The sequence below is a fragment of the Paenibacillus sp. FSL R5-0887 genome (assembly GCF_038002305.1).
Taxonomy (GTDB): domain Bacteria; phylum Bacillota; class Bacilli; order Paenibacillales; family Paenibacillaceae; genus Paenibacillus_AQ; species Paenibacillus_AQ odorifer.
This window is the reverse complement of the sequence record NZ_JBBOCE010000002.1, coordinates 2,724,972-2,749,518: the sequence shown is the minus strand read 5'-3', so window position 1 is coordinate 2,749,518 and position 24,547 is coordinate 2,724,972. Positions and strand designations below refer to the sequence as shown.

General features: G+C 44.8%; 40 protein-coding genes. All 40 read right to left on the bottom strand.

The features are described 5' to 3' along the window. Window positions 1-29 precede the first annotated feature (29 nt). On the bottom strand, window positions 30-722 hold the full coding sequence (locus tag MKY14_RS29955) for a phosphoadenylyl-sulfate reductase (protein WP_036680616.1): 693 nt from the start codon (window positions 720-722) through the stop codon (window positions 30-32). 228 nt (window positions 723-950) lie between these two features. Then, complete coding sequence (gene rpsI / locus MKY14_RS29950) at window positions 951-1,343, bottom strand: 30S ribosomal protein S9 (RefSeq protein WP_025706574.1); 393 nt, start codon at window positions 1,341-1,343, stop codon at window positions 951-953. Between the two features lie 20 nt (window positions 1,344-1,363). Further along, window positions 1,364-1,801, bottom strand: a complete 438-nt coding sequence (rplM, locus tag MKY14_RS29945; RefSeq protein WP_036680589.1) for a 50S ribosomal protein L13 — start codon at window positions 1,799-1,801, stop codon at window positions 1,364-1,366. A gap of 229 nt (window positions 1,802-2,030) precedes the next feature. Further along, window positions 2,031-2,813 (bottom strand): tRNA pseudouridine(38-40) synthase TruA, encoded by a 783-nt coding sequence (gene truA / locus MKY14_RS29940; RefSeq protein ID WP_036680587.1) that lies wholly within the window; start codon window positions 2,811-2,813, stop codon window positions 2,031-2,033. Window positions 2,814-3,130: 317 nt separating this feature from the next. Further along, entirely contained in the window at window positions 3,131-3,496 is a 366-nt protein-coding gene (gene rplQ, locus MKY14_RS29935) for a 50S ribosomal protein L17 (protein WP_019908254.1), read from the bottom strand. Between the two features lie 34 nt (window positions 3,497-3,530). Continuing rightward, on the bottom strand, window positions 3,531-4,475 hold the full coding sequence (locus MKY14_RS29930; RefSeq protein ID WP_036680585.1) for a DNA-directed RNA polymerase subunit alpha: 945 nt from the start codon (window positions 4,473-4,475) through the stop codon (window positions 3,531-3,533). A gap of 130 nt (window positions 4,476-4,605) precedes the next feature. Then, the gene (gene rpsK / locus MKY14_RS29925; protein WP_019908251.1) at window positions 4,606-5,001 is read right to left on the bottom strand and encodes a 30S ribosomal protein S11; all 396 of its coding nucleotides are present in this window, start codon (window positions 4,999-5,001) and stop codon (window positions 4,606-4,608) included. Window positions 5,002-5,020: 19 nt separating this feature from the next. Further along, complete coding sequence (rpsM, locus tag MKY14_RS29920) at window positions 5,021-5,389, bottom strand: 30S ribosomal protein S13 (RefSeq protein ID WP_036680583.1); 369 nt, start codon at window positions 5,387-5,389, stop codon at window positions 5,021-5,023. A 19-nt stretch (window positions 5,390-5,408) separates the two neighbouring features. Next, a complete protein-coding gene (gene rpmJ, locus MKY14_RS29915; RefSeq protein WP_003322638.1) occupies window positions 5,409-5,522 on the bottom strand; it encodes a 50S ribosomal protein L36 in 114 nt (37 codons plus the stop codon). 53 nt (window positions 5,523-5,575) lie between these two features. Continuing rightward, entirely contained in the window at window positions 5,576-5,791 is a 216-nt protein-coding gene (infA, locus tag MKY14_RS29910; protein WP_036652996.1) for a translation initiation factor IF-1, read from the bottom strand. Between the two features lie 2 nt (window positions 5,792-5,793). Beyond that, a complete protein-coding gene (locus MKY14_RS29905; protein WP_036680581.1) occupies window positions 5,794-6,102 on the bottom strand; it encodes a KOW domain-containing RNA-binding protein in 309 nt (102 codons plus the stop codon). Between the two features lie 11 nt (window positions 6,103-6,113). After that, window positions 6,114-6,866 (bottom strand): type I methionyl aminopeptidase, encoded by a 753-nt coding sequence (gene map / locus MKY14_RS29900; protein WP_038573450.1) that lies wholly within the window; start codon window positions 6,864-6,866, stop codon window positions 6,114-6,116. A gap of 4 nt (window positions 6,867-6,870) precedes the next feature. Continuing rightward, window positions 6,871-7,515 (bottom strand): adenylate kinase, encoded by a 645-nt coding sequence (locus MKY14_RS29895; RefSeq protein ID WP_038573451.1) that lies wholly within the window; start codon window positions 7,513-7,515, stop codon window positions 6,871-6,873. Window positions 7,516-7,611: 96 nt separating this feature from the next. Continuing rightward, window positions 7,612-8,910, bottom strand: a complete 1,299-nt coding sequence (gene secY / locus MKY14_RS29890; protein ID WP_076194816.1) for a preprotein translocase subunit SecY — start codon at window positions 8,908-8,910, stop codon at window positions 7,612-7,614. Then, a complete protein-coding gene (rplO, locus tag MKY14_RS29885) occupies window positions 8,910-9,350 on the bottom strand; it encodes a 50S ribosomal protein L15 (RefSeq protein WP_036680569.1) in 441 nt (146 codons plus the stop codon). Before rplO ends, secY begins: the two co-directional genes overlap by 1 nt. Window positions 9,351-9,390: 40 nt before the next feature. Then, a complete protein-coding gene (gene rpmD / locus MKY14_RS29880; RefSeq protein ID WP_036680567.1) occupies window positions 9,391-9,576 on the bottom strand; it encodes a 50S ribosomal protein L30 in 186 nt (61 codons plus the stop codon). Between the two features lie 14 nt (window positions 9,577-9,590). Further along, entirely contained in the window at window positions 9,591-10,088 is a 498-nt protein-coding gene (rpsE, locus tag MKY14_RS29875) for a 30S ribosomal protein S5 (protein WP_036652980.1), read from the bottom strand. Window positions 10,089-10,115: 27 nt separating this feature from the next. Beyond that, window positions 10,116-10,484 (bottom strand): 50S ribosomal protein L18, encoded by a 369-nt coding sequence (gene rplR, locus MKY14_RS29870; protein WP_036680564.1) that lies wholly within the window; start codon window positions 10,482-10,484, stop codon window positions 10,116-10,118. An 84-nt stretch (window positions 10,485-10,568) separates the two neighbouring features. Then, window positions 10,569-11,111 (bottom strand): 50S ribosomal protein L6, encoded by a 543-nt coding sequence (gene rplF, locus MKY14_RS29865; protein WP_036680562.1) that lies wholly within the window; start codon window positions 11,109-11,111, stop codon window positions 10,569-10,571. 30 nt (window positions 11,112-11,141) lie between these two features. After that, window positions 11,142-11,540: a 30S ribosomal protein S8 gene (gene rpsH / locus MKY14_RS29860; protein ID WP_036680560.1), complete on the bottom strand. Its 399-nt coding sequence runs from the start codon at window positions 11,538-11,540 to the stop codon at window positions 11,142-11,144. A gap of 32 nt (window positions 11,541-11,572) precedes the next feature. Beyond that, window positions 11,573-11,758: a type Z 30S ribosomal protein S14 gene (locus MKY14_RS29855; RefSeq protein WP_013312154.1), complete on the bottom strand. Its 186-nt coding sequence runs from the start codon at window positions 11,756-11,758 to the stop codon at window positions 11,573-11,575. A gap of 49 nt (window positions 11,759-11,807) precedes the next feature. Then, window positions 11,808-12,350: a 50S ribosomal protein L5 gene (gene rplE, locus MKY14_RS29850; protein WP_036680558.1), complete on the bottom strand. Its 543-nt coding sequence runs from the start codon at window positions 12,348-12,350 to the stop codon at window positions 11,808-11,810. A gap of 31 nt (window positions 12,351-12,381) precedes the next feature. Further along, window positions 12,382-12,735: a 50S ribosomal protein L24 gene (gene rplX, locus MKY14_RS29845; RefSeq protein ID WP_076099615.1), complete on the bottom strand. Its 354-nt coding sequence runs from the start codon at window positions 12,733-12,735 to the stop codon at window positions 12,382-12,384. A 48-nt stretch (window positions 12,736-12,783) separates the two neighbouring features. Continuing rightward, window positions 12,784-13,152 (bottom strand): 50S ribosomal protein L14, encoded by a 369-nt coding sequence (gene rplN / locus MKY14_RS29840; protein ID WP_036680556.1) that lies wholly within the window; start codon window positions 13,150-13,152, stop codon window positions 12,784-12,786. A gap of 38 nt (window positions 13,153-13,190) precedes the next feature. Continuing rightward, complete coding sequence (rpsQ, locus tag MKY14_RS29835) at window positions 13,191-13,457, bottom strand: 30S ribosomal protein S17 (RefSeq protein ID WP_036680554.1); 267 nt, start codon at window positions 13,455-13,457, stop codon at window positions 13,191-13,193. A 43-nt stretch (window positions 13,458-13,500) separates the two neighbouring features. Continuing rightward, window positions 13,501-13,698: a 50S ribosomal protein L29 gene (gene rpmC / locus MKY14_RS29830; RefSeq protein ID WP_019908232.1), complete on the bottom strand. Its 198-nt coding sequence runs from the start codon at window positions 13,696-13,698 to the stop codon at window positions 13,501-13,503. Continuing rightward, entirely contained in the window at window positions 13,688-14,122 is a 435-nt protein-coding gene (rplP, locus tag MKY14_RS29825) for a 50S ribosomal protein L16 (protein ID WP_036680552.1), read from the bottom strand. Before rplP ends, rpmC begins: the two co-directional genes overlap by 11 nt. Before the next feature lie 2 nt (window positions 14,123-14,124). Continuing rightward, window positions 14,125-14,790, bottom strand: coding sequence for a 30S ribosomal protein S3 (gene rpsC / locus MKY14_RS29820; RefSeq protein ID WP_038573452.1), 666 nt, complete (start codon window positions 14,788-14,790; stop codon window positions 14,125-14,127). A 13-nt stretch (window positions 14,791-14,803) separates the two neighbouring features. Then, on the bottom strand, window positions 14,804-15,136 hold the full coding sequence (gene rplV / locus MKY14_RS29815) for a 50S ribosomal protein L22 (protein ID WP_036680546.1): 333 nt from the start codon (window positions 15,134-15,136) through the stop codon (window positions 14,804-14,806). A gap of 33 nt (window positions 15,137-15,169) precedes the next feature. Beyond that, entirely contained in the window at window positions 15,170-15,448 is a 279-nt protein-coding gene (rpsS, locus tag MKY14_RS29810; protein WP_036652940.1) for a 30S ribosomal protein S19, read from the bottom strand. Between the two features lie 76 nt (window positions 15,449-15,524). Continuing rightward, entirely contained in the window at window positions 15,525-16,355 is an 831-nt protein-coding gene (rplB, locus tag MKY14_RS29805; protein WP_036680541.1) for a 50S ribosomal protein L2, read from the bottom strand. A 29-nt stretch (window positions 16,356-16,384) separates the two neighbouring features. After that, the gene (gene rplW / locus MKY14_RS29800) at window positions 16,385-16,678 is read right to left on the bottom strand and encodes a 50S ribosomal protein L23 (protein ID WP_036680537.1); all 294 of its coding nucleotides are present in this window, start codon (window positions 16,676-16,678) and stop codon (window positions 16,385-16,387) included. Continuing rightward, entirely contained in the window at window positions 16,678-17,301 is a 624-nt protein-coding gene (rplD, locus tag MKY14_RS29795) for a 50S ribosomal protein L4 (RefSeq protein WP_036680536.1), read from the bottom strand. Before rplD ends, rplW begins: the two co-directional genes overlap by 1 nt. 25 nt (window positions 17,302-17,326) lie before the next feature. After that, entirely contained in the window at window positions 17,327-17,950 is a 624-nt protein-coding gene (gene rplC, locus MKY14_RS29790) for a 50S ribosomal protein L3 (RefSeq protein ID WP_340978017.1), read from the bottom strand. Between the two features lie 42 nt (window positions 17,951-17,992). Further along, complete coding sequence (rpsJ, locus tag MKY14_RS29785) at window positions 17,993-18,301, bottom strand: 30S ribosomal protein S10 (RefSeq protein ID WP_017692074.1); 309 nt, start codon at window positions 18,299-18,301, stop codon at window positions 17,993-17,995. 225 nt (window positions 18,302-18,526) lie between these two features. Then, a complete protein-coding gene (locus tag MKY14_RS29780; protein WP_340978015.1) occupies window positions 18,527-19,876 on the bottom strand; it encodes a globin-coupled sensor protein in 1,350 nt (449 codons plus the stop codon). Between the two features lie 259 nt (window positions 19,877-20,135). Next, complete coding sequence (gene tuf / locus MKY14_RS29775) at window positions 20,136-21,326, bottom strand: elongation factor Tu (protein ID WP_036680523.1); 1,191 nt, start codon at window positions 21,324-21,326, stop codon at window positions 20,136-20,138. A 109-nt stretch (window positions 21,327-21,435) separates the two neighbouring features. After that, window positions 21,436-23,514, bottom strand: a complete 2,079-nt coding sequence (fusA, locus tag MKY14_RS29770) for an elongation factor G (RefSeq protein ID WP_036680521.1) — start codon at window positions 23,512-23,514, stop codon at window positions 21,436-21,438. Between the two features lie 47 nt (window positions 23,515-23,561). Beyond that, the gene (rpsG, locus tag MKY14_RS29765) at window positions 23,562-24,032 is read right to left on the bottom strand and encodes a 30S ribosomal protein S7 (protein ID WP_036680520.1); all 471 of its coding nucleotides are present in this window, start codon (window positions 24,030-24,032) and stop codon (window positions 23,562-23,564) included. 45 nt (window positions 24,033-24,077) lie between these two features. Next, a complete protein-coding gene (gene rpsL / locus MKY14_RS29760; RefSeq protein WP_036680518.1) occupies window positions 24,078-24,497 on the bottom strand; it encodes a 30S ribosomal protein S12 in 420 nt (139 codons plus the stop codon). Between the last annotated feature and the right edge of the window lie 50 nt (window positions 24,498-24,547).

Genomic DNA, 24,547 nt, shown 5'->3' with positions numbered 1-24,547 from the left:
CTCCTTCTGTGTTCTCACGGGGATAGGTCTTACTTGTGTAATCCGCACTCAGTCTTCTCTGATCCAGCCCAACGTCCAGCACGCGGATCTTCACCAGGCATAACCTGACGTGTACATTGCTCACAGCCGATACTTGGATAGTTACGGTCATGTAGAGGGTTATAAATTACATCATTTTCACGAATATAGTTCCATACATCCTCGGTTGTCCAATCCGCAATTGGATTAAACTTAACCAAACCAAATTTATAATCATACTCAACCTTTTTGGCATTAGCACGGGTAGGCGCTTGGTCACGACGAATCCCTGTAATCCAAGCTTCATATTGAGATAGGATACGAGTCAGCGGCTCTACTTTACGAATCCCACAGCATTGGTTAGGGTCTACTGTCCATAACGCATCACCGTGTTGAAGTGCTTGCTCCTGCGGAGTGATTTGTGGAGACACTCGTACGAACTCCAGCCCGTATTTATCTGCCATCAAATCTCGGGTCTCATAGGTTTCCTTAAAATGATAATCTGTATCGAGATAAAAGACGTCTGTAGACGGACTAACTTTGTGAAGCATATCAACTAGCACTACATCTTCGGCACCAAAGCTGCAGGCAAAAGTAATGTTAGGAAATGTTTCTACAGCCCAGCGGATAATTTCCTCGGGTGAAGCAGTTTCTAATTCTTCGGCCTTAACTTTGATTAAATCCTCTTTCTCGAGCAGGTTCATTAAGGTATTCCTCCATCCAAAATATTAATCGTATGAATAAATGAGGTAAAAGAAGTAATAAAACCAACTAATTCTATATGAAATAGTATATAACTTTTACTGAGGAAGTCAATGCGTTTCAACCGTTAGAATTAGTAAATAGATGCAAAAAAAGCCCATTTCTTGTGGAAAGGGGCAACAAAAAATAAAACCCTTGGCCATATGGCCAAGGGTTGAATTCTGTAAATATTAACGTTTCGAGAACTGAGGCGCACGACGTGCAGCCTTCAAGCCGTATTTCTTACGTTCCTTCATACGTGGGTCACGAGTCAGGAAGCCGGCTTTCTTCAATGCACCGCGATATTCAGGGTCAACTTTAAGCAATGCACGGGAGATACCGTGACGAATTGCTCCAGCTTGACCGGAAATGCCGCCACCATGTGCAAGAACGATTACATCGTAGTTGCCCAGTGTTTCAGTCAGGTTCAAAGGTTGTTTTACGATCATTTTCAGTGTTTCCACACCGAAATATTCGTCCATCTCACGTTTGTTAATGACAATGCGTCCTTCACCCGGTACAAGGCGAACACGTGCTACCGAATGTTTACGACGACCTGTCCCATAGTATTGTACTTGTGCCATGAAACTGTCCTCCTCTATTCTTATCCGCGAAGTTCGTAAACTTCAGGTTTTTGTGCTGCATGTGGATGCTCGGCGCCTGCATATACTTTCAATCTCAGCTTCATGTGGTCCCCTTGACGAGTCTTAGGAATCATACCATGAACCGCGAATTCAATTACGCGTTCTGGTTTAGTATTCAGCAGAGTTTCAGCATTAGTAACTTTCAAACCACCTGGGTGCATCGAGTGACGGTAGTATTTTTTGTTTTGCAATTTCTTACCGGTCAAGTGAATTTTCTCAGCGTTGATTACGATAACGAAATCTCCTGTATCAACGTGTGGAGTGAATTGCGGTTTGTGTTTGCCACGGATCAAAGCAGCGGCTTCGCTGGCCAAACGACCGAGTGTTTTGCCTTCGGCATCAATAATGTGCCAATTGCGTTCAACTTCGTTCGGCTTCGCCATATAGGTGGTACGCATGAATGTTTCCTCCTTGTTCTCGTACGAAAATCTTCTGTTTCGTATATCTTGTTTCTCATTGAATTACGATTATGTGAGTTAAGCAAAGCATCTTTTTGGCATTTTCTCGATCGGGGCTGTGGGATAGCCATCAAGAAAACACAACTTTTATATTACAGTATAAACATAACAAGTGCAAGTGATTTTTAAACATTTAACCTATTAATCAGGAAGAAATTTATAGAAAAAACTATTCACTTTCAATCTCGTCATATTCAACACTCCACAAAGCTAACCCCATGGCCACAGCTGTTGGACCGGCATGTGATCGATCACATGCTGCCAATATTTCAGCAACCTTATCAGCAGGTATTTTACCTTCCCCCACATGGATCAAAGTCCCCATAATAATGCGAACCATGTGCTGAAGAAATCCACTACCCGTTATATAAGTATGGATAACTCCTTGATCTGATGAAGAGGGTCGGCACATACTGCGGTCTACTTCCATATGAGCTTCAAAGATCGTTCGTACATGAGAAGTCTTCGTAGACCGTCGTGATGCAAACGAAGTGAAGTCATGTGTCCCTATAATTTGCGTTAAGCCTTGCTGCATCGCAGGAATATCCAACTTCACTGGATGGTGAAGCTGCCAGCGCCGCTGAAACGGATCTGGAAACCTGTTGCCATTGATCGTGTATCGGTAAGTTTTACGCTTAGCCCCTCTACGAGAGTGAAACGTTAGCGGAACTTCCCTAGCCTCTGTAACCACGATGTCTTGTGGCAGCCGGGCATTAAGCGCTAGACACCAACGTTCAGTTGGGATTCGAGAGGAGGTTGTAAAGTTAAAAGGCTGGCCATAGGCATGTACTCCGGCATCTGTGCGGCCTGAAGCAGTAATCTTAAGCTTCTCACCTGTCAGATGGAGTATGGCTTGCTCCAGCCGATCCTGAATCGTATTGCCCTGAGGCTGGGTCTGAAAGCCATCATAATTCGTTCCGTCATAATTGACCTTCATCAATAGATTACGCATTCCGTTCTCCTTTTTAAACCGGTCAGCAGAACGTCGATCGAAGCACTGTCTGATCTTCTATTTGAAGAAATGGCTTCGCCGTCCCTAGAAGGACGGCATCCATTTTTCATATATAGAACTACAAGTCCTATAGGATCCTTAATTTCAAAAAAAAGAGCCCCTGCGGGAGCTCCTTCAATTGAACCAAGGTGATTCCCACGGTTATTAGTACAGCAGAGTCTTGCGCCTCTGCAGCACAATAACGCTGATATTTCCCCCATCTTTACTCCAAAGAGGGCTGGATGAAAGGGAAGCATCGGAAATCAATACTTGTGATACTACGCGCGGTCTACCAATTCAAGATAAACCATAGGCGCAGCGTCGCCACGACGAGGTCCTAGTTTAAGGATACGAGTGTATCCACCTGGACGCTCAGTGTAACGAGGAGCGATGTCAGAGAACAATTTTTGAATTGCATCTTGTTCACCATCAACAGTCTCGCGGCGAACAAATGCAGCTACTTGACGACGAGCATGAAGATCACCTTTTTTAGCTTTAGTGATCAGCTTTTCAGCGATAGAACGAACTTCTTTCGCTTTAGCTTCCGTTGTTTGGATGCGCTCGTATAAAAACAGATCCGTTACCATGTCGCGAAATAACGCTTTACGCGCACTGGAATCACGGCCCAATTTTTGGTATGCCATTGTGTTTTCCCTCCTTTACTAAAGCAATCTGCAGCTATTCTTCTGTGCGGAGACCCAAACCAAGTTCCTCAAGCTTTTCCTGAACTTCTTCCAAAGATTTGCGACCAAGGTTACGCACCTTCATCATATCTTCTTCAGTCTTCGTGGTAAGCTCTTGTACGGTATTAATACCAGCACGTTTGAGGCAGTTGTAGGAACGAACAGAAAGATCAAGCTCTTCGATTGTCATCTCAAGTACTTTTTCTTTTTTGTCTTCTTCTTTTTCAACCATAATTTCGGCGTCTTTTGCTTCGTCCGTAAGACCTACGAACAGAACGAGGTGCTCGTTCAAAATTTTGGCTCCGAGGCTTACAGCCTCTTCCGGTCTGATACTTCCATCCGTCCAAATTTCAAGCGTCAATTTGTCATAGTTAGTCACTTGACCAACACGTGTATTGTCTATGCCGTAGTTAACGCGTGAAATTGGAGTGTAGATGGAGTCAACTGGAATAACACCAATTGGCTGATCGTCACGTTTGTTCCGGTCCGCTTGGACATAGCCGCGACCACGGCCTGCAAAAATACGCATATGAAGTCTCGCACCAGGTCCCAGCGTTGCAATGTGAAGATCCGGATTGAGGATCTCAACATCGCTGTCCGCACGGATATCACCTGCGGTAACGATGCCTTCCCCTTCAGCATCAATCTCGAACACTTTTTCCTCGTCTGAATGAATCTTCAGAGACAAGGCTTTAAGGTTCAGAATGATTTCCGTCACATCTTCCATTACGCCTGGAACGGTCGAGAACTCATGCAGAACGCCGTCAATTTGGACCGAAGTCACTGCGGCTCCTGGAAGCGAAGAAAGCAATATCCGGCGAAGCGAGTTCCCCAGAGTCGTGCCATACCCACGTTCCAGCGGTTCAACTACGAATTTCCCATAGGTACCTTCATCATTAGCTTCTACGGTCTCAATCTTCGGCTTTTCGATTTCTATCACGAGTTTACCCCTCCTTCAACGTCGCTCCTATATGAAACTGTCACCCCATCAGGTGCATCATGTAGTATGCCTAAACACCTATTATTAGCAGATGCGTCAGAATTATACCACATTCACAATACTGATTTCACTATACGCGACGACGCTTAGGCGGACGGCATCCATTGTGAGGAACCGGAGTTACGTCTTTAATAAGGTTAACTTCAAGCCCTGCAGCTTGAAGGGAACGGATGGCTGCTTCGCGGCCCGCGCCCGGTCCTTTAACCATAACCTCAACCGACTTCATGCCGTGCTCCATAGCTGCTTTAGCTGCTGATTCAGCTGCCATTTGCGCTGCGAATGGAGTGGACTTACGGGAACCTTTAAATCCTTGGCCGCCGGAGCTTGCCCAGGAAATTGCATTTCCGTGAGGATCCGTGATGGTAACGATGGTGTTGTTGAACGTGGAACGAATATGTGCCACGCCGGATTCGATATTTTTACGGTCGCGACGTTTGGTACGTACGACTTTTTTCGGTTTAGCCATTGTCTCTTATCCCCCCTTATTATTTCTTTTTGTTTGCTACCGTACGACGCGGGCCTTTCCGGGTACGGGCATTCGTTTTAGTACGTTGACCGCGAACAGGCAATCCACGACGGTGGCGAACACCGCGGTAACAGCCGATCTCAGTAAGACGTTTAATATTTAAGGAAATTTCACGACGCAGGTCACCTTCAACCTTAACCGTTTTGTCGATCGTTTCACGCAGTTTGCTGACTTCATCTTCCGTCAAATCACGGACACGTGTATTAGCGCTAATGCCTGTTTCATTAAGAATTTTCTGAGAAGTCGTTTTACCGATTCCGAAAATATAAGTCAAGGCGATCTCAACGCGTTTGTCACGTGGCAAATCCACTCCAGCTATACGAGCCATTTTACGCTACACCCCCTTCTTAACCTTGTTTTTGTTTGTGTTTCGGATTTTCGCAAATCACCATAACAGTCCCTTTGCGGCGGATTACTTTACATTTCTCGCAAATGGGCTTTACAGAAGGTCTTACCTTCATGTTAATTACCTCCTCAAAGTTTTGCGAAGCAAAACTTTTTTCGTAGTTCCCATCTATTTACGGTAAGTTATACGACCTTTTGATAAATCATAAGGCGATAACTGCACGACCACTTTGTCTCCGGTCAAAATACGGATAAAGTGCATCCGCAATTTACCGGATACATGGGCAAGTATTTGATGACCGTTCTCAAGCTCAACCTTAAACGTTGCATTTGGCAACGGTTCAAGGACAGTACCTTCTACTTCAATGACATCTTCCTTAGCCACAGTTAGTCTCCTTTCTCATCAGCACTTATTCCGGTGGGTCCAGCATACTTCATGACTGCGAATCGCAGCTTTCCGTTTGTTACCCGCCCAGTTTCCTTCAAACTGTCCACAACCTCACTGCTGATGAAGGGTATGAGCTCAAGATGAAGAATATTCTTCTTCTTTGGCCCATCAAACTTACGTTTGTCTCCATCTGCAATGTATACAAATCTGCTATCAACAACTGCGATAACAACGGCTGCCTCTCCGGCATCTTTGCCTTTGAGAATTCTCACTAATTGACCAACCTGCGGGCTGCTCACAGTATTCAAGTGGAGATCACCTACGCATTCAGTTTTGTGAAAATTTCCATGCCGTCCGGAGTAACTGCTACTGTATGCTCGAAGTGAGCACATAGTGAGCCATCAACCGTAACGACAGTCCAGTTATCTTCCAGTGTTCTGACATGTCTCTTTCCTGCGTTTACCATCGGCTCAATCGCGAGCACCATACCCGGTTTCAGACGTGGTCCGCGGTCCGCTATGCCATAATTCGGAATTTGCGGTTCTTCATGCAGTTTTGCCCCAATACCATGACCAACATACTCACGTACGACTGAGAAACCAGCCTCTTCGATGTATTGCTGAATAGCATGGGAGATTGTAAACAAGCGCACATCCGGCTTAACTAACGCCAGTCCCGCGTACAAGGAGCCTTCCGTAACGTCCAGCAAACGCTGAGCCTCTTCGGAAATGCTGCCCACACCGTAGGTCCAGGCGGAATCACCGTGATAACCGCGGTACTCTGCACCGATATCCAGCGTAACAATATCGCCTTCGATCAGTTTACGTTTACCTGGAAATCCATGCACCAATTGTTCGTTGACTGAAGCGCAAATGCTGGCAGGAAAACCGTTGTAGCCTTTGAAAGACGGCACAGCATCTTGACTGCGAATGTATTGATCGGCGATTCTGTCGAGCTCGCCCGTAGTAATGCCAGGCTCAATGGCCTGAGCAATAAGACGGTGACTCTCGGCAACAATTCGACCAGCTTCCCTCATAAAGGCAAGTTCCTGTTCGGATTTACAAATGATCATTACATTAACCCCGCATTAAAGACACGATTTCAGAAGTAACGACATTAATTTCGTTTTCCCCGTTTACCTGACGCAAAAGACCTTTATTATCATAAAACGCAAGCAGCGGCGCTGTTTTATTATCATACTCATCCAGGCGCTTGCCTACACTTTCTTCGTTGTCATCCGGACGTTGATATAATTCACCGCCATCAATGTCGCAAATGCCATCTTGCTTCGGCGGGTTGAAGATTAAATGGTAGGATGCTCCGCAAACGCTGCAGATACGACGTCCAGTAAGACGCGCCATTAGCAATCCACGGTCAACATTCAAGTTGATGACATGATCCAAAGAAGTGTTCAAACGGCTAAGAATATCATCCAGCGCTTCCGCTTGCGAAAGAGTTCTTGGAAAACCATCCAATAGAAATCCTTTTTCGCAATCGGACTGCTGCAGCCGTTCTTCGACTATCCCAATGGTCACATCATCTGGTACAAGCAAACCTTGATCTATAAATGATTTGGCCTTCAATCCAACCGGAGTTTCCTGTTTGATTGCCAAACGGAAAGCATCTCCTGTCGAAATATGAGGAATACCAAATTCTTTAACGATTTCTGCCGCTTGTGTTCCCTTGCCTGCCCCAGGAGGGCCCATGAATAAAATGTTCACGATTTCTCTCTCCCCCCAAAAGTTCGCCACCAAGCAAGAAACAGCATAATAGGTGCCGGGAAGAATAAAAACTTAAGCTTCACCGGAACCTATCACCTATTTATTGATGAAGCCTTTGTAATGGCGTTTGATCAAATGGCTCTCGATCTGCTTCATAGTATCCAATGCCACGCCGATTACGATAAGGAGCGCAGTACCACCAATTCGAACTTCTTTGGGCAATCCGGATAAAGCACCGAAGAACATCGGTAGTACAGAGATCAAAGCTAGGAACAACGCGCCTGACATAGTCAAACGAGACATTACTCTAGTCAGATATTTCTCTGTAGCTTTACCAGGACGGATACCTGGGATGTAACCACCATTCTTCTTCATGTTATCGGCCATCTGCTGAGGATTCATCTGCACGAACGTATAGAAGAACGTAAACCCGATGATCATCACTACATACAGAAGCATACCAAGCGGAGCATCGGTTGCCAAATATTTGGTAATCCATTGTGCCCAGGCATGTGTTGACCAGAAACTGGAGAGAACAACTGGGAACTGAAGCAATGATACGGCGAAAATTACCGGAATTACACCAGCCGCATTAATTTTCAGCGGAATATGTGTATTCTGTCCACCGTACATTTTGTTGCCAACTACGCGTTTAGCATATTGAACAGGAATCTTCCGAATACCTTGCTGCACGAAGATAACTGCTGTAATAATCGCTACAATCACAATCAGCACAATAACGACTTTAAGAATATTCAGGAACACCTGATCCGGCTGAATAAAACTTGAGTTAGCCGTACTTGTGATATATCCCGGTATGGCGGCGACGATTCCCGCAAAAATCAGGATCGAAATCCCGTTCCCGATTCCCTTTTCGGTAATCTGTTCACCAAGCCACATCAAGAAAGAAGTACCTGCCGTCAAGATAATGGCAACCAGCAAGTAATCAGCAAATGTCGCATTCGGCATCATTTGAGTATTGTATATCCGGTTAAACCCTATCGACGTAGCAAAACCTTGGATCAGGGCTAATATCACTGTACCGTAACGAGTGATTTGCGCCAATTGTTTTTTTCCGTGCTCCCCTTGTTTAGCCCATTCAGCAAACTTAGGAACAACATCCATCGACAGCAATTGCACGATGATGGATGCTGTAATGTACGGATAAATACTGATCGCAAATATCGAGAAGTTTTTGAGCGCTCCGCCCGAGAAGGTGTTCAATAGTCCCATCAAAGCGTCACCGCTCTGATTTGCTGTTGCCAGTACATCTTTGTTTACACCAGGAACCGGAACAAACGAACCGATACGGTAGATAAACAGAATGAACAAGGTAAACAGGATCTTTTTGCGCAAATCTTCAACATGCCAGATATTCTTAAGCGTCTTGAACATTAGATCACCTCGGTTTTACCGCCGGCAGCCTCGATTTTCTCTACCGCAGATTGAGAGAACTTATTTGCTTGTACAGTCAATTTTACGGTCAACTCACCGTTGCCGAGAATCTTGATGCCGCTTTTGGAATTCTTGACAACACCAGTTTCAAGCAACAACTGCGGAGTCACTTCAGTTCCTTCTGCAAAGCTATTCAGATCTTCCAGGTTCACAATCGCATACTCTTTACGGGTAGGATTGACGAAACCACGTTTAGGCAGACGACGATAGAGCGGATTTTGTCCACCCTCGAAGCCCGGACGAACACCACCGCCAGAACGTGAGTTTTGACCTTTGTGACCGCGACCGGAAGTTTTACCATTTCCGCTACTAGGACCACGACCAACGCGATTGCGTTCTTTGCGGGAACCAGGAGCTGGAGCAAGTTCATGTAACTTCATCGTTTGCACCTCCTTATGTTTGTTAATTTATGCGAGGCGTTTAGCCTTCAATTTCAGTTACAGATAGCAAGTGACTCACTTTATTGATCATTCCGCGAATTGCAGGACTGTCATTGTGAACCACTGTCGTGTTGAGTTTACGCAGGCCGAGCGTCTTAACAGTAACACGTTGTGTTTCTGGACGTCCGATTACACTACGTACGAGGGTAATTTGCAATTTTGCCATTGACGTTCCCCTCCTTAACCGCGCAATTCTTCGACAGATTTGCCGCGAAGTTTCGCGACCTCTTCAATGCGTTTCAGACGGGAAAGTCCCTCCAAAGTTGCATTGACCATGTTCATGGAATTCGAAGAACCCAGTGATTTTGTCAAAATGTCGCCAACGCCTGCCAATTCCAATACCGCACGAACTGGACCGCCAGCGATAACGCCAGTACCCTCTGATGCTGGTTTCAACAACACGCGTCCTGCGCCGAAGTGTCCAGTAACGAGATGGGGAATCGAAGTTCCTACGATTGGGATGTGAATCAGGTTTTTCTTGGCGTCTTCAATGCCTTTACGGATGGCATCCGGAACTTCGCCGGCTTTACCGATACCAGCACCGACGTAGCCGTTGCCGTCGCCCACAACAACAAGTGCACTAAAGCTGAAACGGCGTCCGCCTTTTACAACTTTTGCAACACGGTTAATGTGTACAACTCTTTCTGTCAGTTCTAAACTGTTCGGATCTACACGCAAGTCGTTAACCTCCTTTTAAGAATTATTCTAGAATTCAAGACCAGCTTCACGAGCTGCATCAGCCAATGCTTGAATCCGTCCATGGTACAAGTAACCTCCGCGGTCGAATACGACCACTGCATATCCTTTTTCTTTGGCACGCTCAGCGACCAATTGGCCAACTTTCGCTGCAGCTTCAACGCTACCGCCATTACCGATATTAGCGCTCAGATCTTTATCAAGTGTAGAAGCGGATACGATAGTAACCCCTTTAACATCATCGATCAGTTGAGCGTAGATGTGTTTCGAAGAACGGAATACGTTCAAACGTGGACGCTCAGTAGTTCCCTGGATCTTCTTACGAACACGCAGGTGTCTTTTGAGACGAGCCTTGTTTTTATCTTCTTTTGTAATCATGACTTCCCTTTCACTCCCTTCAGTTTGCCGTAAACAGCTTCACTTTAAGATGCACGGGGTATCTTACAATTAAGTTTAAACTGGTTATTTCTTCTTACCAGCTTTACCTTCTTTGCGGATGATACGCTCGCCTTCATATTTGATACCTTTACCTTTATACGGTTCTGGTTCACGAACGGAACGGATTTTAGCAGCGTATGCGCCAACGCGTTCTTTATCGATACCTTTAACGATGATCTTCGTGTTCGCAGGAACTTCGAACTCGATACCAGCTTCCGGTGTAATTTCAACCGGGTGGGAATAACCAACGTTCAGAACGATTTTATCTCCGGATTTGCTTGCACGATATCCGACCCCAACCAGTTCCAGAGATTTCGAGAAACCTTCAGTCACACCTGCTACCATGTTGTTGACAACGGAGCGGGTTGTGCCGTGAAGTGAACGATGCAATTTGTTATCCGACGGGCGAACAACGGTAATTTCGTTATTTTCAACTGTAACCTTCATGTCTTTATGAAGCTCACGAGTCAAAGAACCTTTTGGACCTTTTACTGTAATAACGGCGTTGTCCAAAGTGACATCTACACCGCTAGGTACTGCGATTGGTTTGCGACCAATACGAGACATGTGTTGCACCTCCTTATCTTGTGACGTTTATTACCAAATGTAGCAGACAACTTCTCCGCCAGATTTTGATTGACGAGCTTCTTTGTCGGTCATAACTCCCTTAGATGTGGAGATAATCGCGATTCCTAGACCACCGAGTACACGAGGCACTTCATTGCTCTTCGTGTATACGCGAAGGCCTGGTTTACTGATTCTTTTCAAACCAGAAATAACACGCTCTTGGTTAGGGCCGTATTTCAAGAAGATACGGATAATCCCTTGTTTGCTATCTTCAACGAATTCCGCATCGCGGATGAAACCTTCACGCTTCAAAATGTCAGCGATTTGTTTCTTCATAGTAGAAGCAGGCATTTCTACCGTCTCGTGACGCACAATGTTAGCGTTACGAATACGAGTAAGCATATCTGCAATAGGATCAGACATAGTCATGTGTGTAAACCTCCTTCCCGTTTATAAACTTCTTACCAACTTGCTTTTTTCACGCCAGGGATCTGGCCTTTATAAGCTAATTCACGGAAACAAATTCTGCAAATTTTGAACTTTTGCAGTACCGAATGTGGACGACCACAACGTTCGCAACGTGTATATGCACGCACTTTAAACTTAGGCGTACGTTGTTGTTTAACTTTCATCGAAGTTTTTGCCACTTAGCCTGACACCTCCTAAACATTTTCGGAGAAAATGGATTAACCGACTTTATTTTGCGAAAGGCATTCCCAGCTGACCCAGCAGCTCGCGGGATTCCTCGTCCGTCTTAGCAGTCGTTACAATAACGATGTCCATACCGCGGACTTTATCCACTTTGTCATATTCGATCTCGGGGAAGATCAATTGTTCTTTAAGACCAAGTGTGTAGTTACCACGGCCATCAAAGGCTTTAGTGGAAACACCACGGAAGTCACGTACACGTGGAAGTGTTACGTTGAACAATTTGTCCAAGAAGTAATACATACGCTCTCCGCGCAGTGTTACTTTAACCCCAATCGGCATATTTTCGCGTAGTTTGAAACCAGCGATGGATTTTTTAGCTTTAGTGATTACTGGTTTTTGACCAGCGATCAACTGCATGTCATTAACTGCAGCATCAAGTACTTTGGAGTTTTGAACAGCGTCACCCACACCCATGTTGATGACAACCTTCTCGATCTTAGGCACTTGCATAACAGTTGTATAGTTAAACTTCTGCATCAAAGCAGGTGTAATTTCGTTAAGAAAACGTTCTTTCATTCTTGCTGCCATGAAGATTTAACCTCCTTTCTTAAGGGCTAGATTAGTCGATAATCTCTCCGGATCTTTTAGCAATCCGAACTTTTTTACCATTGTCCAAAACTTTGTAACCGATACGGGTTACTTTGCCGGTCTTCGGATCGATGTGCATTACGTTGGACACATGAATCGAAGCTTCCTGCTCAATAATTCCACCCTGTGGATTCAGCTGGTTCGGCTTTTGGTGTTTTTTCACCATATTGACGCCTTCTACCAGAACGCGGTTTTCACGAGGATAAGCAGCGATGACACGGCCTTTTTTGCCTTTGTCTTTACCACTGATCACAAGCACCACGTCATCTTTCTTCACGTGCAGTTTATTGTTATGGGATTCCAGAACTTTTTTCACTCTAGGCATTTATTACACCTCCTATAACTAACCTTCAACTTATTGGTGCCGTGTTTATTAGATAACTTCCGGTGCCAAGGAAACGATCTTCATGTAGTCTTTATCGCGAAGTTCGCGAGCAACTGGTCCAAAGATACGTGTTCCACGAGGGCTTCTGTCGTCTTTAACAACAACAGCTGCATTTTCGTCGAATGCGATGTAAGATCCATCTTTACGACGAACGGAACGTTTCGTACGAACAACTACCGCTCTAACAACATCACCTTTTTTGACAACGCCGCCTGGTGTTGCTTGTTTAACGGAACAAACGATCAAATCACCGATTGCTGCTGTACGGCGTCCAGTACCACCCAGTACGCGGATACACATCAGTTCCTTCGCACCAGAGTTGTCAGCCACATGCAAACGTGTAAATGGTTGAATCATTATAATTTCCTCCTTCCGGAAAAACTCTCTTGATTATCTTAGATGATAACCGCTGCTTCTACCACTTCAACTAGTCTCCAACGTTTGTCCTTAGACAACGGACGAGTTTCCATGAGTTTTACGGTATCGCCAATCTTTGCAACATTTCCCTCATCATGTGCTTTGAATTTCTTCGTAGACTTGATGCGTTTGTGGTACAAATTGTGTTTCTTATAGGTTTCAACAGCAACTACGATGGTTTTATCCATTTTATCACTGACCACTTTACCGATTAGCACTTTACGTGCATTACGTTCTTCACTCATTAGTTAGCCTCCTTCCTGAATACGGATCTGCGATCCGTCTCACTTAACTAATCCCAAGCACTCTTTGATGGATCACGGTTTTAGCACGAGCTATTTCCTTACGCACGTCACGAATCCGAGTTGGGTTGTCCAATTGGCCAGTTGCCAATTGAAAACGGAGATTAAAAAGTTCCTCTTTGAATCCAGCGATCTTTTGTTCAATCTCAGCAGTGGTTAAGTTGCGAAGTTCATTAGCTTTCATTTGCTTCACCACCCAATTCTTCACGTTTCACAAACTTAGTCTTTACAGGCAGCTTGTGAGCGGCAAGACGCATCGCTTCACGAGCGATTTCTTCCGACACGCCTCCGAGTTCGAACATAATCTTGCCCGGTTTAACTACGGCTACCCATTTCTCAACGTTACCTTTACCACTACCCATACGAACCTCGAGAGGCTTTTGAGTAATAGGTTTATCTGGGAAAATCTTGATCCAAACTTGACCGCCACGTTTGATATAACGTGTCATCGCGATACGAGCAGCTTCGATCTGACGGTTAGTGATCCAAGACGGTTCAAGTGCAACCAGGCCGAATTCGCCGAAGTTCAATTCAGTACCGCCTTTTGCCATACCCTTCATGTGTCCGCGTTGTTGCTTGCGGTGTTTTACGCGTTTTGGTACCAACATGATTAGTTGCCTCCTTCCTGAGCAGCTTGTTTCTTAGCTGGGGGAAGAACTTCTCCACGGTAGATCCATACTTTTACGCCGATAAGACCGTAAGTTGTATGTGCTTCAGCCGTTCCGTAATCGATATCGGCACGAAGCGTATGAAGTGGAACTGTTCCTTCGCTATAACCTTCTGAACGAGCAATCTCAGCTCCGCCAAGACGTCCGCCCACTTGAGTTTTAATCCCTTTTGCGCCAGAACGCATAGTTCTTTGAATCGCTTGTTTGAGGGCACGACGGAACGATACACGACGTTCCAATTGTTGAGCAATACTCTCAGCTACAAGAATTGCATCCAATTCAGGGTGCTTGATTTCATTGATGTTGATGTGTACTTTTTTGCCACCAGCGATTGCTGTAACTGCGCTGCGAAGTACTTCTACTTCTGCTCCGCCTTTACCAATAACCATACCTGGTTTAGCTGTATGAATTGTAACGTTCACGCGGCTAGCCGCTCTTTCGATCTCGATATGGGAAACAGCGGAATCCTTCAATTTGCCTTTAAGGTATTCCCGGATTTTGACGTCTTCCATCAGAAGAGTACCGAAATCTTTTCCTGCATACCATTTAGATTCCCAATCGCGAATAATACCGATTCGGAGTCCGATTGGATTTACCTTTTGACCCACGTGTTATCCCTCCTTATTTCTCAGATACCACCAGTGTAATGTGGCTCGTGCGTTTATTGATCCGACTTGCGCGACCCATGGCGCGCGGACGGAAACGTTTCATAGTAGGTCCTTGGTTAACGAAAACCTCGCTAACGAACAAACTGTTCACGTCCAAAGAATAGTTATGCTCAGCATTCGCAATTGCCGAATTAAGCAACTTTTCAACGACCGGAGAAGCGGATTTCGGAGTGTGGCGAAGAATAGCAATTGCTTCCCCCACTTGCTTACCACGAATCAAGTCAACAACCAGTTTCGCTTTACGAGCGGAAATTCGCACCGATCTTGCATGTGCTTTTGCTTCCATTGTTTAACCTCCTTTCAAACAGAGACCTTATTATTATCTTCTTGTTTTCTTATCGTCACCCGCGTGGCCTTTGTAAGTACGTGTTGGCGCGAACTCGCCCAACTTGTGACCTACCATATCTTCTGTTACGTATACAGGCACGTGTTTACGGCCGTCATATACACCAAACGTATGTCCGATAAACTGAGGGAAAATGGTTGAGCGACGGGACCAAGTTTTAACAACAACCTTTTTCTCAGCCTCGTTCAGTTCCTCAACTTTTTTAAGCAGGTAGCCATCGATAAACGGCCCCTTCTTTAAACTGCGACCCATGTGTGAATCCTCCCTTCATCCGGTTCTTCAAACCGCGAATCGACGCTTCGCGCTTTATTAACTTGCCAGAAGCGTCTTATTTAGTGCGGCGGCGAACGATATATTTATCAGATGCCTTGTTTTTCTTACGCGTTTTGTAACCAAGGGTTGGTTTGCCCCATGGAGACATTGGCGATTTACGTCCGATTGGAGCGCGACCTTCACCACCACCGTGTGGGTGATCGTTAGGGTTCATTACTACCCCGCGAACTTCAGGACGACGGCCGAGCCAGCGACTACGTCCAGCTTTACCGATTTTGATCAATTCGTGATCTTCGTTACCTACGGAACCGATAGTTGCACGGCATACGCTAAGGATCTTACGAACCTCACCGGATGACAAACGAACGGAACAGTATTTTTCTTCTTTACCAAGCAATTGAGCTTCTGTACCAGCTGCACGAACCAATTGTCCGCCTTTACCTGGTTTCAACTCAATGTTGTGGATAACTGTACCTACTGGAATATTCTCCAGTGGAAGACTGTTACCAATTTTGATGTCGGCCGCAGGACCTGACTCTACTTTATCCCCAACTCTTAGACCTTTAGGAGCGATGATATAACGTTTCTCTCCATCAGCATAGTGGATCAAAGCAATATTAGATGTGCGGTTCGGGTCATACTCGATTGTAGCAACGCTACCTGGTATGCCGTCTTTAGTCCGCTTGAAGTCGATAATACGGTATTTACGTTTGTGTCCGCCGCCATGGTGACGAACCGTAATTTTACCTTGGTTGTTGCGTCCCGCATGTTTGAACAGCGGAGAAAGCAACGATTTCTCTGGCTGGTTTGTTGTAATTTCTTCAAACGTAGACACGGACATAGCGCGTCTTGCCGGAGAGGTCGGTTTGTACTTTTTGATTGGCACTGTAGTTCCCTCCTTACTTCAACAGAGTATTATTCTACCGCTTCAAAAAACTCAAGCGGTTTGCTGTCCGGGCTAAGCTTAACGATGGCTTTTTTCCACTCTGGAGTGTAACCAGAATATTTACCATAACGTTTCAGTTTGCCAGGTACGCGCATTGTGTTCACATTAGTTACTTTTACTTTGAAAATAGCCTCGACAGCTTTTTTGATTTCGGTTTTGTTAGCACGGATATCCACTTCAAAAGCGTATTTCATTTCGCTCATGTAGTCGGAAGTACGTTCCGTAATCACCGGACGTTTGATAATATCACGAGGATCTTTCATTACGCGAACACCTCCTCTACCTTCAGAACTGCTTCTTTAGTGATGATCAGTTTGTCGTACGTCAGTACGTCAAGAACATTAATGCCGTCAGCCGCTACGAATTTCACCCCAGGGATGTTACGAGCGGAAAGTGCTACGTTATCATCATAGCTAGTAGCTACGATCAACGCTTTACGATCTACTTTCAGGTTGTTCAAGATTGCTGCGAATTCTTTCGTCTTCGGAGCATTCATTGTCAAGCTATCCAATACGATAATGTCATTCTCGAGTACTTTCGAGGACAAAGCGGATTTGATCGCCAAACGACGAACCTTCTTAGGCAGTTTCCAGGAATAGCTACGTGGTGTTGGTCCGAAGACAACGCCGCCGCCTTTCCATTGTGGAGAACGAATGGAGCCTTGACGAGCGCGACCTGTACCTTTTTGTTTCCAAGGTTTACGTCCACCGCCACGAACTTCAGAACGTCCTTTTACTTTGTGTGTACCACGACGTAGGGAAGCTCTTTGCATAAGCGCAGCTTCATGTAGAACGTGCTCATTCGGTTCAATACCGAATACTGTATCGCTCAGTTCCACTTCACCAACTTCGTTGCCACTAATATTAAAAAGTGTTACTTTTGGCATTTCATGTTCCTCCTTTCTTCAATAATTATTTCTTAACGGTTTGTTTAACTTTCACGAAGCTGTTTTTAGGACCTGGGATAGCGCCTTTAACCAGCAATACGTTACGTTCAACATCAACCTTGATAATTTCAAGCTTTTGAACCGTAATAGTCGTGTGACCCATATGTCCTGGAAGGCGTTTGCCCTTAGGAACACGGTTAGCTTGGATAGAACCCATGGAACCCGGTCTTCTGTGGTAACGCGATCCGTGTGCCATTGGTCCGCGACTTTGTCCCCAACGTTTGATGTTACCTTGGAAACCTTTACCTTTAGATGTACCAGTTACGTCAACAAATTCGCCCTCAGCAAAGATATCAGCCTTCAGCTCTTGTCCAACCTCGAGAGACCCGAGATCAACACCGCGAATTTCACGAACGTAGCGCTTAGGTGTTGCATTTGCCTTTTTGGCGTGACCCTGTTCAGGCTTATTGGCGCGTTTTTCTTTTTTATCAGAAAAGCCCAATTGCACTGCTTCATATCCGTCGATATTCAGGTCTTTCTTTTGCAGTACTACACAAGGGCCTGCTTCGATAACAGTAACAGGAATTACGTTACCTTCTGGAGTAAACACTTGAGTCATACCGAGTTTTTTTCCTAAGATACCTTTCAATGTTGACACCTCTTTTCTTTTCCTAAGTTACTTAAAATAGAATTACAATTTGATTTCGATATCTACACCGGACGGTAGATCCAAGCGCATCAAGGCATCCACAGTTTGTGGTGTTGGGTTCACAATATCGATCAAACGTTTGTGAGTCCGTTGTTCAAACTGTTCACGGGAATCCTTGTACTTGTGTACCGCACGGAGAATAGTAATGATTTGCTTCTCAGTTGGTAACGGAATCGGCCCGGACACACCTGCACCCGAACGTTTTGCTGTTTCAACAATCTTCTCAGCGGATTGATCAAGAATTCTGTGGTCGTATGCTTTCAAGCGAATACGAATTTTTTGCTTTGCCATTTTAGTCCCTCCTTCTATCGCCCAATTTGGTATCGGACATACTCCGTGAAAATTTTCCGACCTCGTCCCCATGGCAAAGGGGCCGGGTGTGTCAGTAACCTCTCACATCATCGCAACGTCTCAGAACAACATTTATTATTATATATAATAGGCAGCAGTATTGCAAGCGAAAATAGAAAAACAACGCATATTTTTTTCATGCGCTGTTCTTCTACTATATATATGTTAAAGATTCTCTGTGGCAGACTTAAAAAACTCTGCGGAGGAAGCAGTCTGAGCCGTTGCTGTTCCGATCCCCTCAATGGTTTGGATTAAGGTTCTTATTTCTTCTTCCACTATTACAATCTCCTGTGTACTGCTACGCATAGCGTCTACAATATCAGAGAACAAAAGACTAGTCTCGACCGATTGGTGCTTCCCATTCTTAGTTAACTCCTGCACCTTACGAATCTCTTCTACAACCTGCTGAGTGAGTAGACCAGATTTATTTGTTAGCTCTACAATCTGAATTACAGTACTCTTAGTATCCTCTGCAAGTCGGCTAACTTCTTGAGCAACCACACTAAAACCTCTACCATGCTCACCGGCTCTAGCGGCTTCAATCGTTGCATTAAGTGAGAGGATTTTAGTCTGATCGGCAATTTCCCTTACTGAGTACACAATTTTTTGAATTTGCTTAGAGGAATCGCTTAACTCAATGATCGAGTCTTCCATCTCACTGGTGGTCTGATATATAAGATTAATTTGCTCAGTCAAATCACCCAAGTGTTCATGCCCATCTGTAGCTAATCCCTGTGACTCCAGGGCGGATGCAGCCGTACGTTGGAATGTTCTACTTACTTCATTGCTGCTTGCCACTAGCTGCTTCACAGCAGCATTAGTATCGATGCTATAATCTATCAATTCAACGCTAAACTCTGAAATTTTTTGTTTTAATTCATTTTTCACCAATAGATATTGCTCTTCCTTCTCTTTTATGTTCTCCTTCTCATATTCTTCTAGAACCAGCTGCTGCTCAAGGTTAAGGAGTTTGGTCACGGTCTGAACCACTCGAAGGCGTGTATTATCATCGTTTGTTTCATTATATATAACGCGTATAAATACGTTCTGAAGATTCTGAAAAGCAGATAAGTACCATTTGGGCTCAAGCCCTACTTTTTTATGAATATTAGCGATCATTAGACGCTTTGCTATGTACTCATCATCAACTTTTCCATTAAAAATCTCTAGAATATGCCCACGAAGAGTAGTTTTTAACCTGTCTATACTGCTATGCTCTAAAATAATAGCTTCAAGTTTATTTACGCCTAATACCGAATTGTAAAATTGATCAATGATATAGTCTATATTCTGCTCAACAACAGGTTTCACCCTGCGTAGTAAGTTCAAATCTGCTTCAGTTAGATCAATCATTCTCATCTGCTCGTTAAGCTCACCATGTCCATCCAGCTTATGAAAAGACTCTGCCACAGAATGATTCTGATCCTTGAAGTCTAAGGAATGAGAGGCAGGAGAATCCACATTATTATTACGTGCAGTTAACGCATGCATGAAGGAAAAAGGACATTTCCCCATATTACCACTCTCCCACAATTCCTATTATTTTACATTATTATTCCTCCTTCATTTTACTCTATCATTAGTATAATTGTAAACAATTGATTGTTGTAATTTGACGAATTATGTAGAAAAAGATCATATTGTTATGCTTTATTATCAATTGGTGTCGAATAATACATTATTCTCAGAAAAAACAAAAAAGCCCCTGATTCTCCGCAAGAAGAATCAGGGGTGTTTGTAATTCGGAATCTACCCGCAGATAGAAGTCGAATTATTATTTTTGGATAGAAGCTACGCTACCAGCACCAACTGTACGGCCACCTTCGCGAATGGAGAATTTAGTACCTTCTTCAATAGCGATTGGGGAGATCAGTTGTACGGTTACGGAGATGTTATCACCAGGCATAACCATTTCAGTACCTTCTGGCAAGTTGATGATACCAGTTACGTCAGTTGTACGGAAGTAGAACTGTGGACGGTATCCAGTGAAGAAAGGCTTGTGACGGCCACCTTCTTCTTTTGTCAGAACGTAAATTTGAGCAGTGAACTCAGTGTGTGGTTTAACGGAGTTCGGCTTAGCCAATACTTGGCCACGCTCGATCATGTTACGGTCAACACCACGAAGCAATGCTCCGATGTTGTCCCCAGCTTGAGCGGAATCCAGCAATTTACGGAACATTTCTACGCCCGTAACTACGGATTTCTTAGTATCTTCGTGAATACCAACGATTTCGATTTCTTCTCCGACTTTAACTGTTCCGCGTTCTACGCGACCAGTTGCCACAGTACCGCGGCCAGTGATGGAGAATACGTCTTCGACAGGCATCAAGAAAGGCTTGTCAGTTTGACGCTCAGGAAGTGGAATGTACTCATCGATTGTTTCAAACATTTCGATGATTTTTTTAGCGTAATCGCCATCTGGGTTTTGCAGAGCTTCACGAGCAGAACCACGGATGATTGGAGTATCGTCGCCTGGGAAGTCATACTCGCTAAGCAAGTCGCGAACTTCCATTTCAACCAATTCCAACAACTCTTCGTCTTCAACCATGTCGCATTTGTTCAAGAAGACAACGATGTAAGGAACGCCTACTTGACGGGACAACAGGATGTGCTCGCGAGTTTGTGGCATTGGGCCATCAGCTGCGGATACAACCAGGATAGCTCCGTCCATTTGCGCTGCGCCAGTGATCATGTTTTTAACATAGTCGGCGTGACCAGGGCAGTCTACGTGAGCGTAGTGACGGTTAGGAGTTTCATATTCAACGTGGGAAGTGGAGATTGTGATACCACGTTCGCGCTCTTCAGGAGCTTTGTCGATTTGATCGAATGCGATAGCTGCGCCACCGTAAGTTTTGGACAATACAGTAGTGATTGCAGCAGTCAGAGTCGTTTTACCATGGTCGACGTGACCAATAGTACCGATGTTAACGTGCGGTTTGTTACGTTCAAACTTTGCCTTTGCCATTTGAACAGTTCCTCCTTAATGTGGGGTTCCTTATATTTGAGCCGCCCGCATACCTGTAATCTTAGATGACTGAGTGTTTATACCCGGGACGGCAAGTTAAAACTGGTAATTATTCAGCGCCTTTGTTCTTTGCAGCGATCTCTTCCGCAATGGATTTAGGAACTTCTTCATAGTGAGAAAGCTCCATTGAGAATACGCCACGTCCTTGTGTACCAGAACGAAGTGTTGTAGAGTATCCGAACATTTCGGAAAGAGGCACCTTAGCACGGATAATTTGCGCTCCACCACGGGAATCCATACCTTCGATACGGCCACGGCGGGAGTTCAGCATACCCATTACATCACCCATATATTCCTCAGGAACAGTTACTTCTACTTTCATGATTGGCTCAAGCAGGACAGGCTTACACTTGTCTTTAGCTGCTTTGAGTGCCATCGAACCGGCAATTTTAAATGCCATTTCGTTGGAATCGACATCATGATAAGAACCATCTACGATGGTAGCTTTAACGTCTACTAGCGGGAAGCCAGCAAGTACGCCGTTTTTCATTTGTTCTTCAATACCCGCAAGTGCAGGAGCGATGTACTCTCTAGGAACCGAGCCACCAACAACTTTACTTTCGAATTTGCTACCAGTACCTGGTTCGAGGGGTTCAAACTCAACCCATACGTGACCGTATTGACCACGACCACCAGATTGGCGTACAAATTTACCTTCGACGCGAGCAGGTGCCTTGAACGTTTCGCGGTAAGCAACCTGTGGTTTACCCACATTGGTTTCTACTTTGAACTCACGACGCATACGGTCGATGATGATGTCCAAGTGAAGTTCACCCATACCAGCCAGGATTGTTTGGCCTGTTTCTTCATCAGTGTGAGCACGAAGAGTTGGATCCTCTTCAGTCAACTTTCCGAGAGCAACGCCCATTTTATCTTGGTCAGCTTTAGTTTTTGGTTCAACAGCGATCTCGATAACTGGATCAGGGAAGTTCATTGATTCCAGAATTACTGGATTCTTCTCATCACACAGTGTATCACCTGTACTGGTATCTTTCAAACCAACAGCAGCAGCGATGTCGCCAGAATACACGATGGAAATTTCTTGACGGCTGTTCGCATGCATTTGAAGGATACGACCAATACGTTCACGCTTGTTCTTAGTTGCATTAACTACGTATGATCCGGACTCAAGTACGCCTGAGTAAACACGGAAGAACGTAAGTTTACCAACATAAGGGTCTGTCATGATTTTAAATGCCAAAGCTGCAAACGGCTCTTCATCCGAAGAGTGACGAACAGCTTCTGTACCGTCATCAAGATGTCCAGTAATAGCTGGAACGTCAAGAGGAGATGGCAAGTAATCAACAACAGCATCCAGCATAAGCTGAATCCCTTTGTTTCGGTAGGAAGATCCAGCAATTACAGGGAACAATTTAACTTCAACTACGCCTTTGCGAATTGCAGCTTTAATTTCCGGAATTGTAATTTCTTCGCCTTCCAAATACTTCATAGTCAGATCCTCATCAAGTTCAGCAACTTTCTCGATCAACTCGAGACGCAGCTCCTCAACTTTGGCCAAATATTCTTCCGGAATATCCGTTACTTCGATGTTTTGGCCCAGATCATCTCTGAACATGTGTGCTTTTTGCTCAACTAGGTCGATAATACCAGTGAAATCACTTTCTGCACCAATTGGCAATTGAATAGCAACTGCATTGGCTTGAAGGCGATCACGCATAGTTTCGATTACGTTAAGGAAATCCGCACCGATAATGTCCATTTTGTTTACATATGCAATCCGGGGAACGTTATAACGGTCAGCCTGTCTCCATACGGTTTCAGACTGAGGCTCAACGCCCTCTTTTGCACTAAATACACCAACTGCCCCATCCAATACACGCAGGGAACGTTCAACTTCAACAGTGAAGTCAACGTGTCCTGGGGTATCAATGATATTGATGCGGTGACCTTTCCACGCAGCAGTCGTAGCAGCGGACGTAATCGTGATTCCGCGCTCTTGTTCTTGCTCCATCCAGTCCATTGTAGCAGCACCCTCGTGAACTTCACCGATTTTGTGCGTACGGCCTGTATAGAAAAGAATCCGCTCTGTGGTAGTTGTTTTACCAGCATCAATATGCGCCATGATCCCGATGTTACGTGTATTTTTTAAGGAGAACTCTCTAGCCATGAAATGGATCTCCCTTCAAAATATAAGTTATTTGAATGACCTTTATCCTACCAACGGTAGTGAGCGAACGCTTTGTTTGCTTCAGCCATTTTGTGTGTATCTTCACGTTTCTTAACAGAAGCGCCTGTGTTGTTGGAAGCGTCGATGATCTCAGCCGCCAAACGCTCTTCCATAGTCTTCTCACCGCGGTTGCGAGAGTAGTTTACGAGCCAACGTAATCCCAGAGCAGTACGTCTCTCTGGTTTAACCTCGATAGGTACTTGATAGTTAGCACCACCGACACGACGAGCTTTGACTTCCAAAACCGGCATGATATTCTTGATGGCAGCTTCGAAAACTTCCATCGGATCTTTACCCGTACGTTCTTCAATCAATTTGAATGAATTGTACAGAATGCTTTGAGCGACACCTCTTTTACCACCCAGCATAATGCGGTTAATCAAACGAGTAACCAACTTGCTATTATACAACGGATCTGGCAATACGTCTCTCTTTGTAACTGGACCTTTGCGTGGCATGGATATCCCCCTTTCTTAAATGTTTATTATTCAGATATTGTTATCTTACTTCTTAGCTTTAGGACGTTTTGCACCGTATTTAGAACGAGCTTGCATCCGGTTAGCTACACCTGCTGTATCCAAAGCACCACGAACGATATGGTAACGAACCCCTGCAAGGTCCTTTACTTTACCTCCGCGAAGTAATACAACACTGTGCTCTTGTAAGTTATGTCCGATACCCGGGATATAAGCTGTTACCTCGAGACGGTTCGTCAAACGAACACGGGCATATTTACGAAGCGCTGAGTTTGGTTTACGTGGAGTCATTGTGCCTACACGAGTGCACACACCGCGTTTTTGCGGAGCGCTCAAATTTGTAGCCTCACGCTTGAGGGCGTTATACCCTTTTTGAAGAGCGGGAGATTTAGATTTTTCGATTTTGGCTTGACGGCCTTTACGAACCAATTGGTTAATTGTTGGCATGTTGTTGCCACCCCCTTCCTGAAATGATAGTCGATTTAAGAACTCTAAGC

Coding starts and splice junctions, on each gene's coding strand:
- MKY14_RS29955 (WP_036680616.1), bottom strand. CDS start 722: ATGAACCTGCTCGAGAAAGAGGATTTAATCAAAGTTAAGGCCGAAGAA.
- rpsI (WP_025706574.1), bottom strand. CDS start 1,343: ATGGCACAAGTACAATACTATGGGACAGGTCGTCGTAAACATTCGGTA.
- rplM (WP_036680589.1), bottom strand. CDS start 1,801: ATGCGTACCACCTATATGGCGAAGCCGAACGAAGTTGAACGCAATTGG.
- truA (WP_036680587.1), bottom strand. CDS start 2,813: ATGCGTAATCTATTGATGAAGGTCAATTATGACGGAACGAATTATGAT.
- rplQ (WP_019908254.1), bottom strand. CDS start 3,496: ATGGCATACCAAAAATTGGGCCGTGATTCCAGTGCGCGTAAAGCGTTA.
- rpsK (WP_019908251.1), bottom strand. CDS start 5,001: ATGGCTAAACCGAAAAAAGTCGTACGTACCAAACGTCGCGACCGTAAA.
- rpsM (WP_036680583.1), bottom strand. CDS start 5,389: ATGGCTCGTATAGCTGGAGTGGATTTGCCACGTGACAAACGCGTTGAG.
- rpmJ (WP_003322638.1), bottom strand. CDS start 5,522: ATGAAGGTAAGACCTTCTGTAAAGCCCATTTGCGAGAAATGTAAAGTA.
- map (WP_038573450.1), bottom strand. CDS start 6,866: ATGATCATTTGTAAATCCGAACAGGAACTTGCCTTTATGAGGGAAGCT.
- secY (WP_076194816.1), bottom strand. CDS start 8,910: ATGTTCAAGACGCTTAAGAATATCTGGCATGTTGAAGATTTGCGCAAA.
- rplO (WP_036680569.1), bottom strand. CDS start 9,350: ATGAAGTTACATGAACTTGCTCCAGCTCCTGGTTCCCGCAAAGAACGC.
- rpmD (WP_036680567.1), bottom strand. CDS start 9,576: ATGGCAAAATTGCAAATTACCCTCGTACGTAGTGTAATCGGACGTCCA.
- rplR (WP_036680564.1), bottom strand. CDS start 10,484: ATGATTACAAAAGAAGATAAAAACAAGGCTCGTCTCAAAAGACACCTG.
- rplF (WP_036680562.1), bottom strand. CDS start 11,111: ATGTCTCGTATTGGTCGCAAACCAATCGCAGTACCTAGCGGTGTAGAT.
- rpsH (WP_036680560.1), bottom strand. CDS start 11,540: ATGACTATGTCTGATCCTATTGCAGATATGCTTACTCGTATTCGTAAC.
- rplE (WP_036680558.1), bottom strand. CDS start 12,350: ATGGCAGCAAGAATGAAAGAACGTTTTCTTAACGAAATTACACCTGCT.
- rplX (WP_076099615.1), bottom strand. CDS start 12,735: ATGCCTAGAGTGAAAAAAGTTCTGGAATCCCATAACAATAAACTGCAC.
- rplN (WP_036680556.1), bottom strand. CDS start 13,152: ATGATTCAACCATTTACACGTTTGCATGTGGCTGACAACTCTGGTGCG.
- rpsQ (WP_036680554.1), bottom strand. CDS start 13,457: ATGAGTGAAGAACGTAATGCACGTAAAGTGCTAATCGGTAAAGTGGTC.
- rpmC (WP_019908232.1), bottom strand. CDS start 13,698: ATGAAAGCTAATGAACTTCGCAACTTAACCACTGCTGAGATTGAACAA.
- rplP (WP_036680552.1), bottom strand. CDS start 14,122: ATGTTGGTACCAAAACGCGTAAAACACCGCAAGCAACAACGCGGACAC.
- rplV (WP_036680546.1), bottom strand. CDS start 15,136: ATGGAAGCAAAAGCACATGCAAGATCGGTGCGAATTTCCGCTCGTAAA.
- rpsS (WP_036652940.1), bottom strand. CDS start 15,448: ATGGGTCGCAGTTTAAAGAAGGGGCCGTTTATCGATGGCTACCTGCTT.
- rplW (WP_036680537.1), bottom strand. CDS start 16,678: ATGAAAGATCCTCGTGATATTATCAAACGTCCGGTGATTACGGAACGT.
- rplD (WP_036680536.1), bottom strand. CDS start 17,301: ATGCCAAAAGTAACACTTTTTAATATTAGTGGCAACGAAGTTGGTGAA.
- rpsJ (WP_017692074.1), bottom strand. CDS start 18,301: ATGGCAAAGCAAAAAATTCGTATTCGCTTGAAAGCATACGACCACAGA.
- MKY14_RS29780 (WP_340978015.1), bottom strand. CDS start 19,876: ATGGGGAAATGTCCTTTTTCCTTCATGCATGCGTTAACTGCACGTAAT.
- tuf (WP_036680523.1), bottom strand. CDS start 21,326: ATGGCAAAGGCAAAGTTTGAACGTAACAAACCGCACGTTAACATCGGT.
- fusA (WP_036680521.1), bottom strand. CDS start 23,514: ATGGCTAGAGAGTTCTCCTTAAAAAATACACGTAACATCGGGATCATG.
- rpsG (WP_036680520.1), bottom strand. CDS start 24,032: ATGCCACGCAAAGGTCCAGTTACAAAGAGAGACGTATTGCCAGATCCG.
- rpsL (WP_036680518.1), bottom strand. CDS start 24,497: ATGCCAACAATTAACCAATTGGTTCGTAAAGGCCGTCAAGCCAAAATC.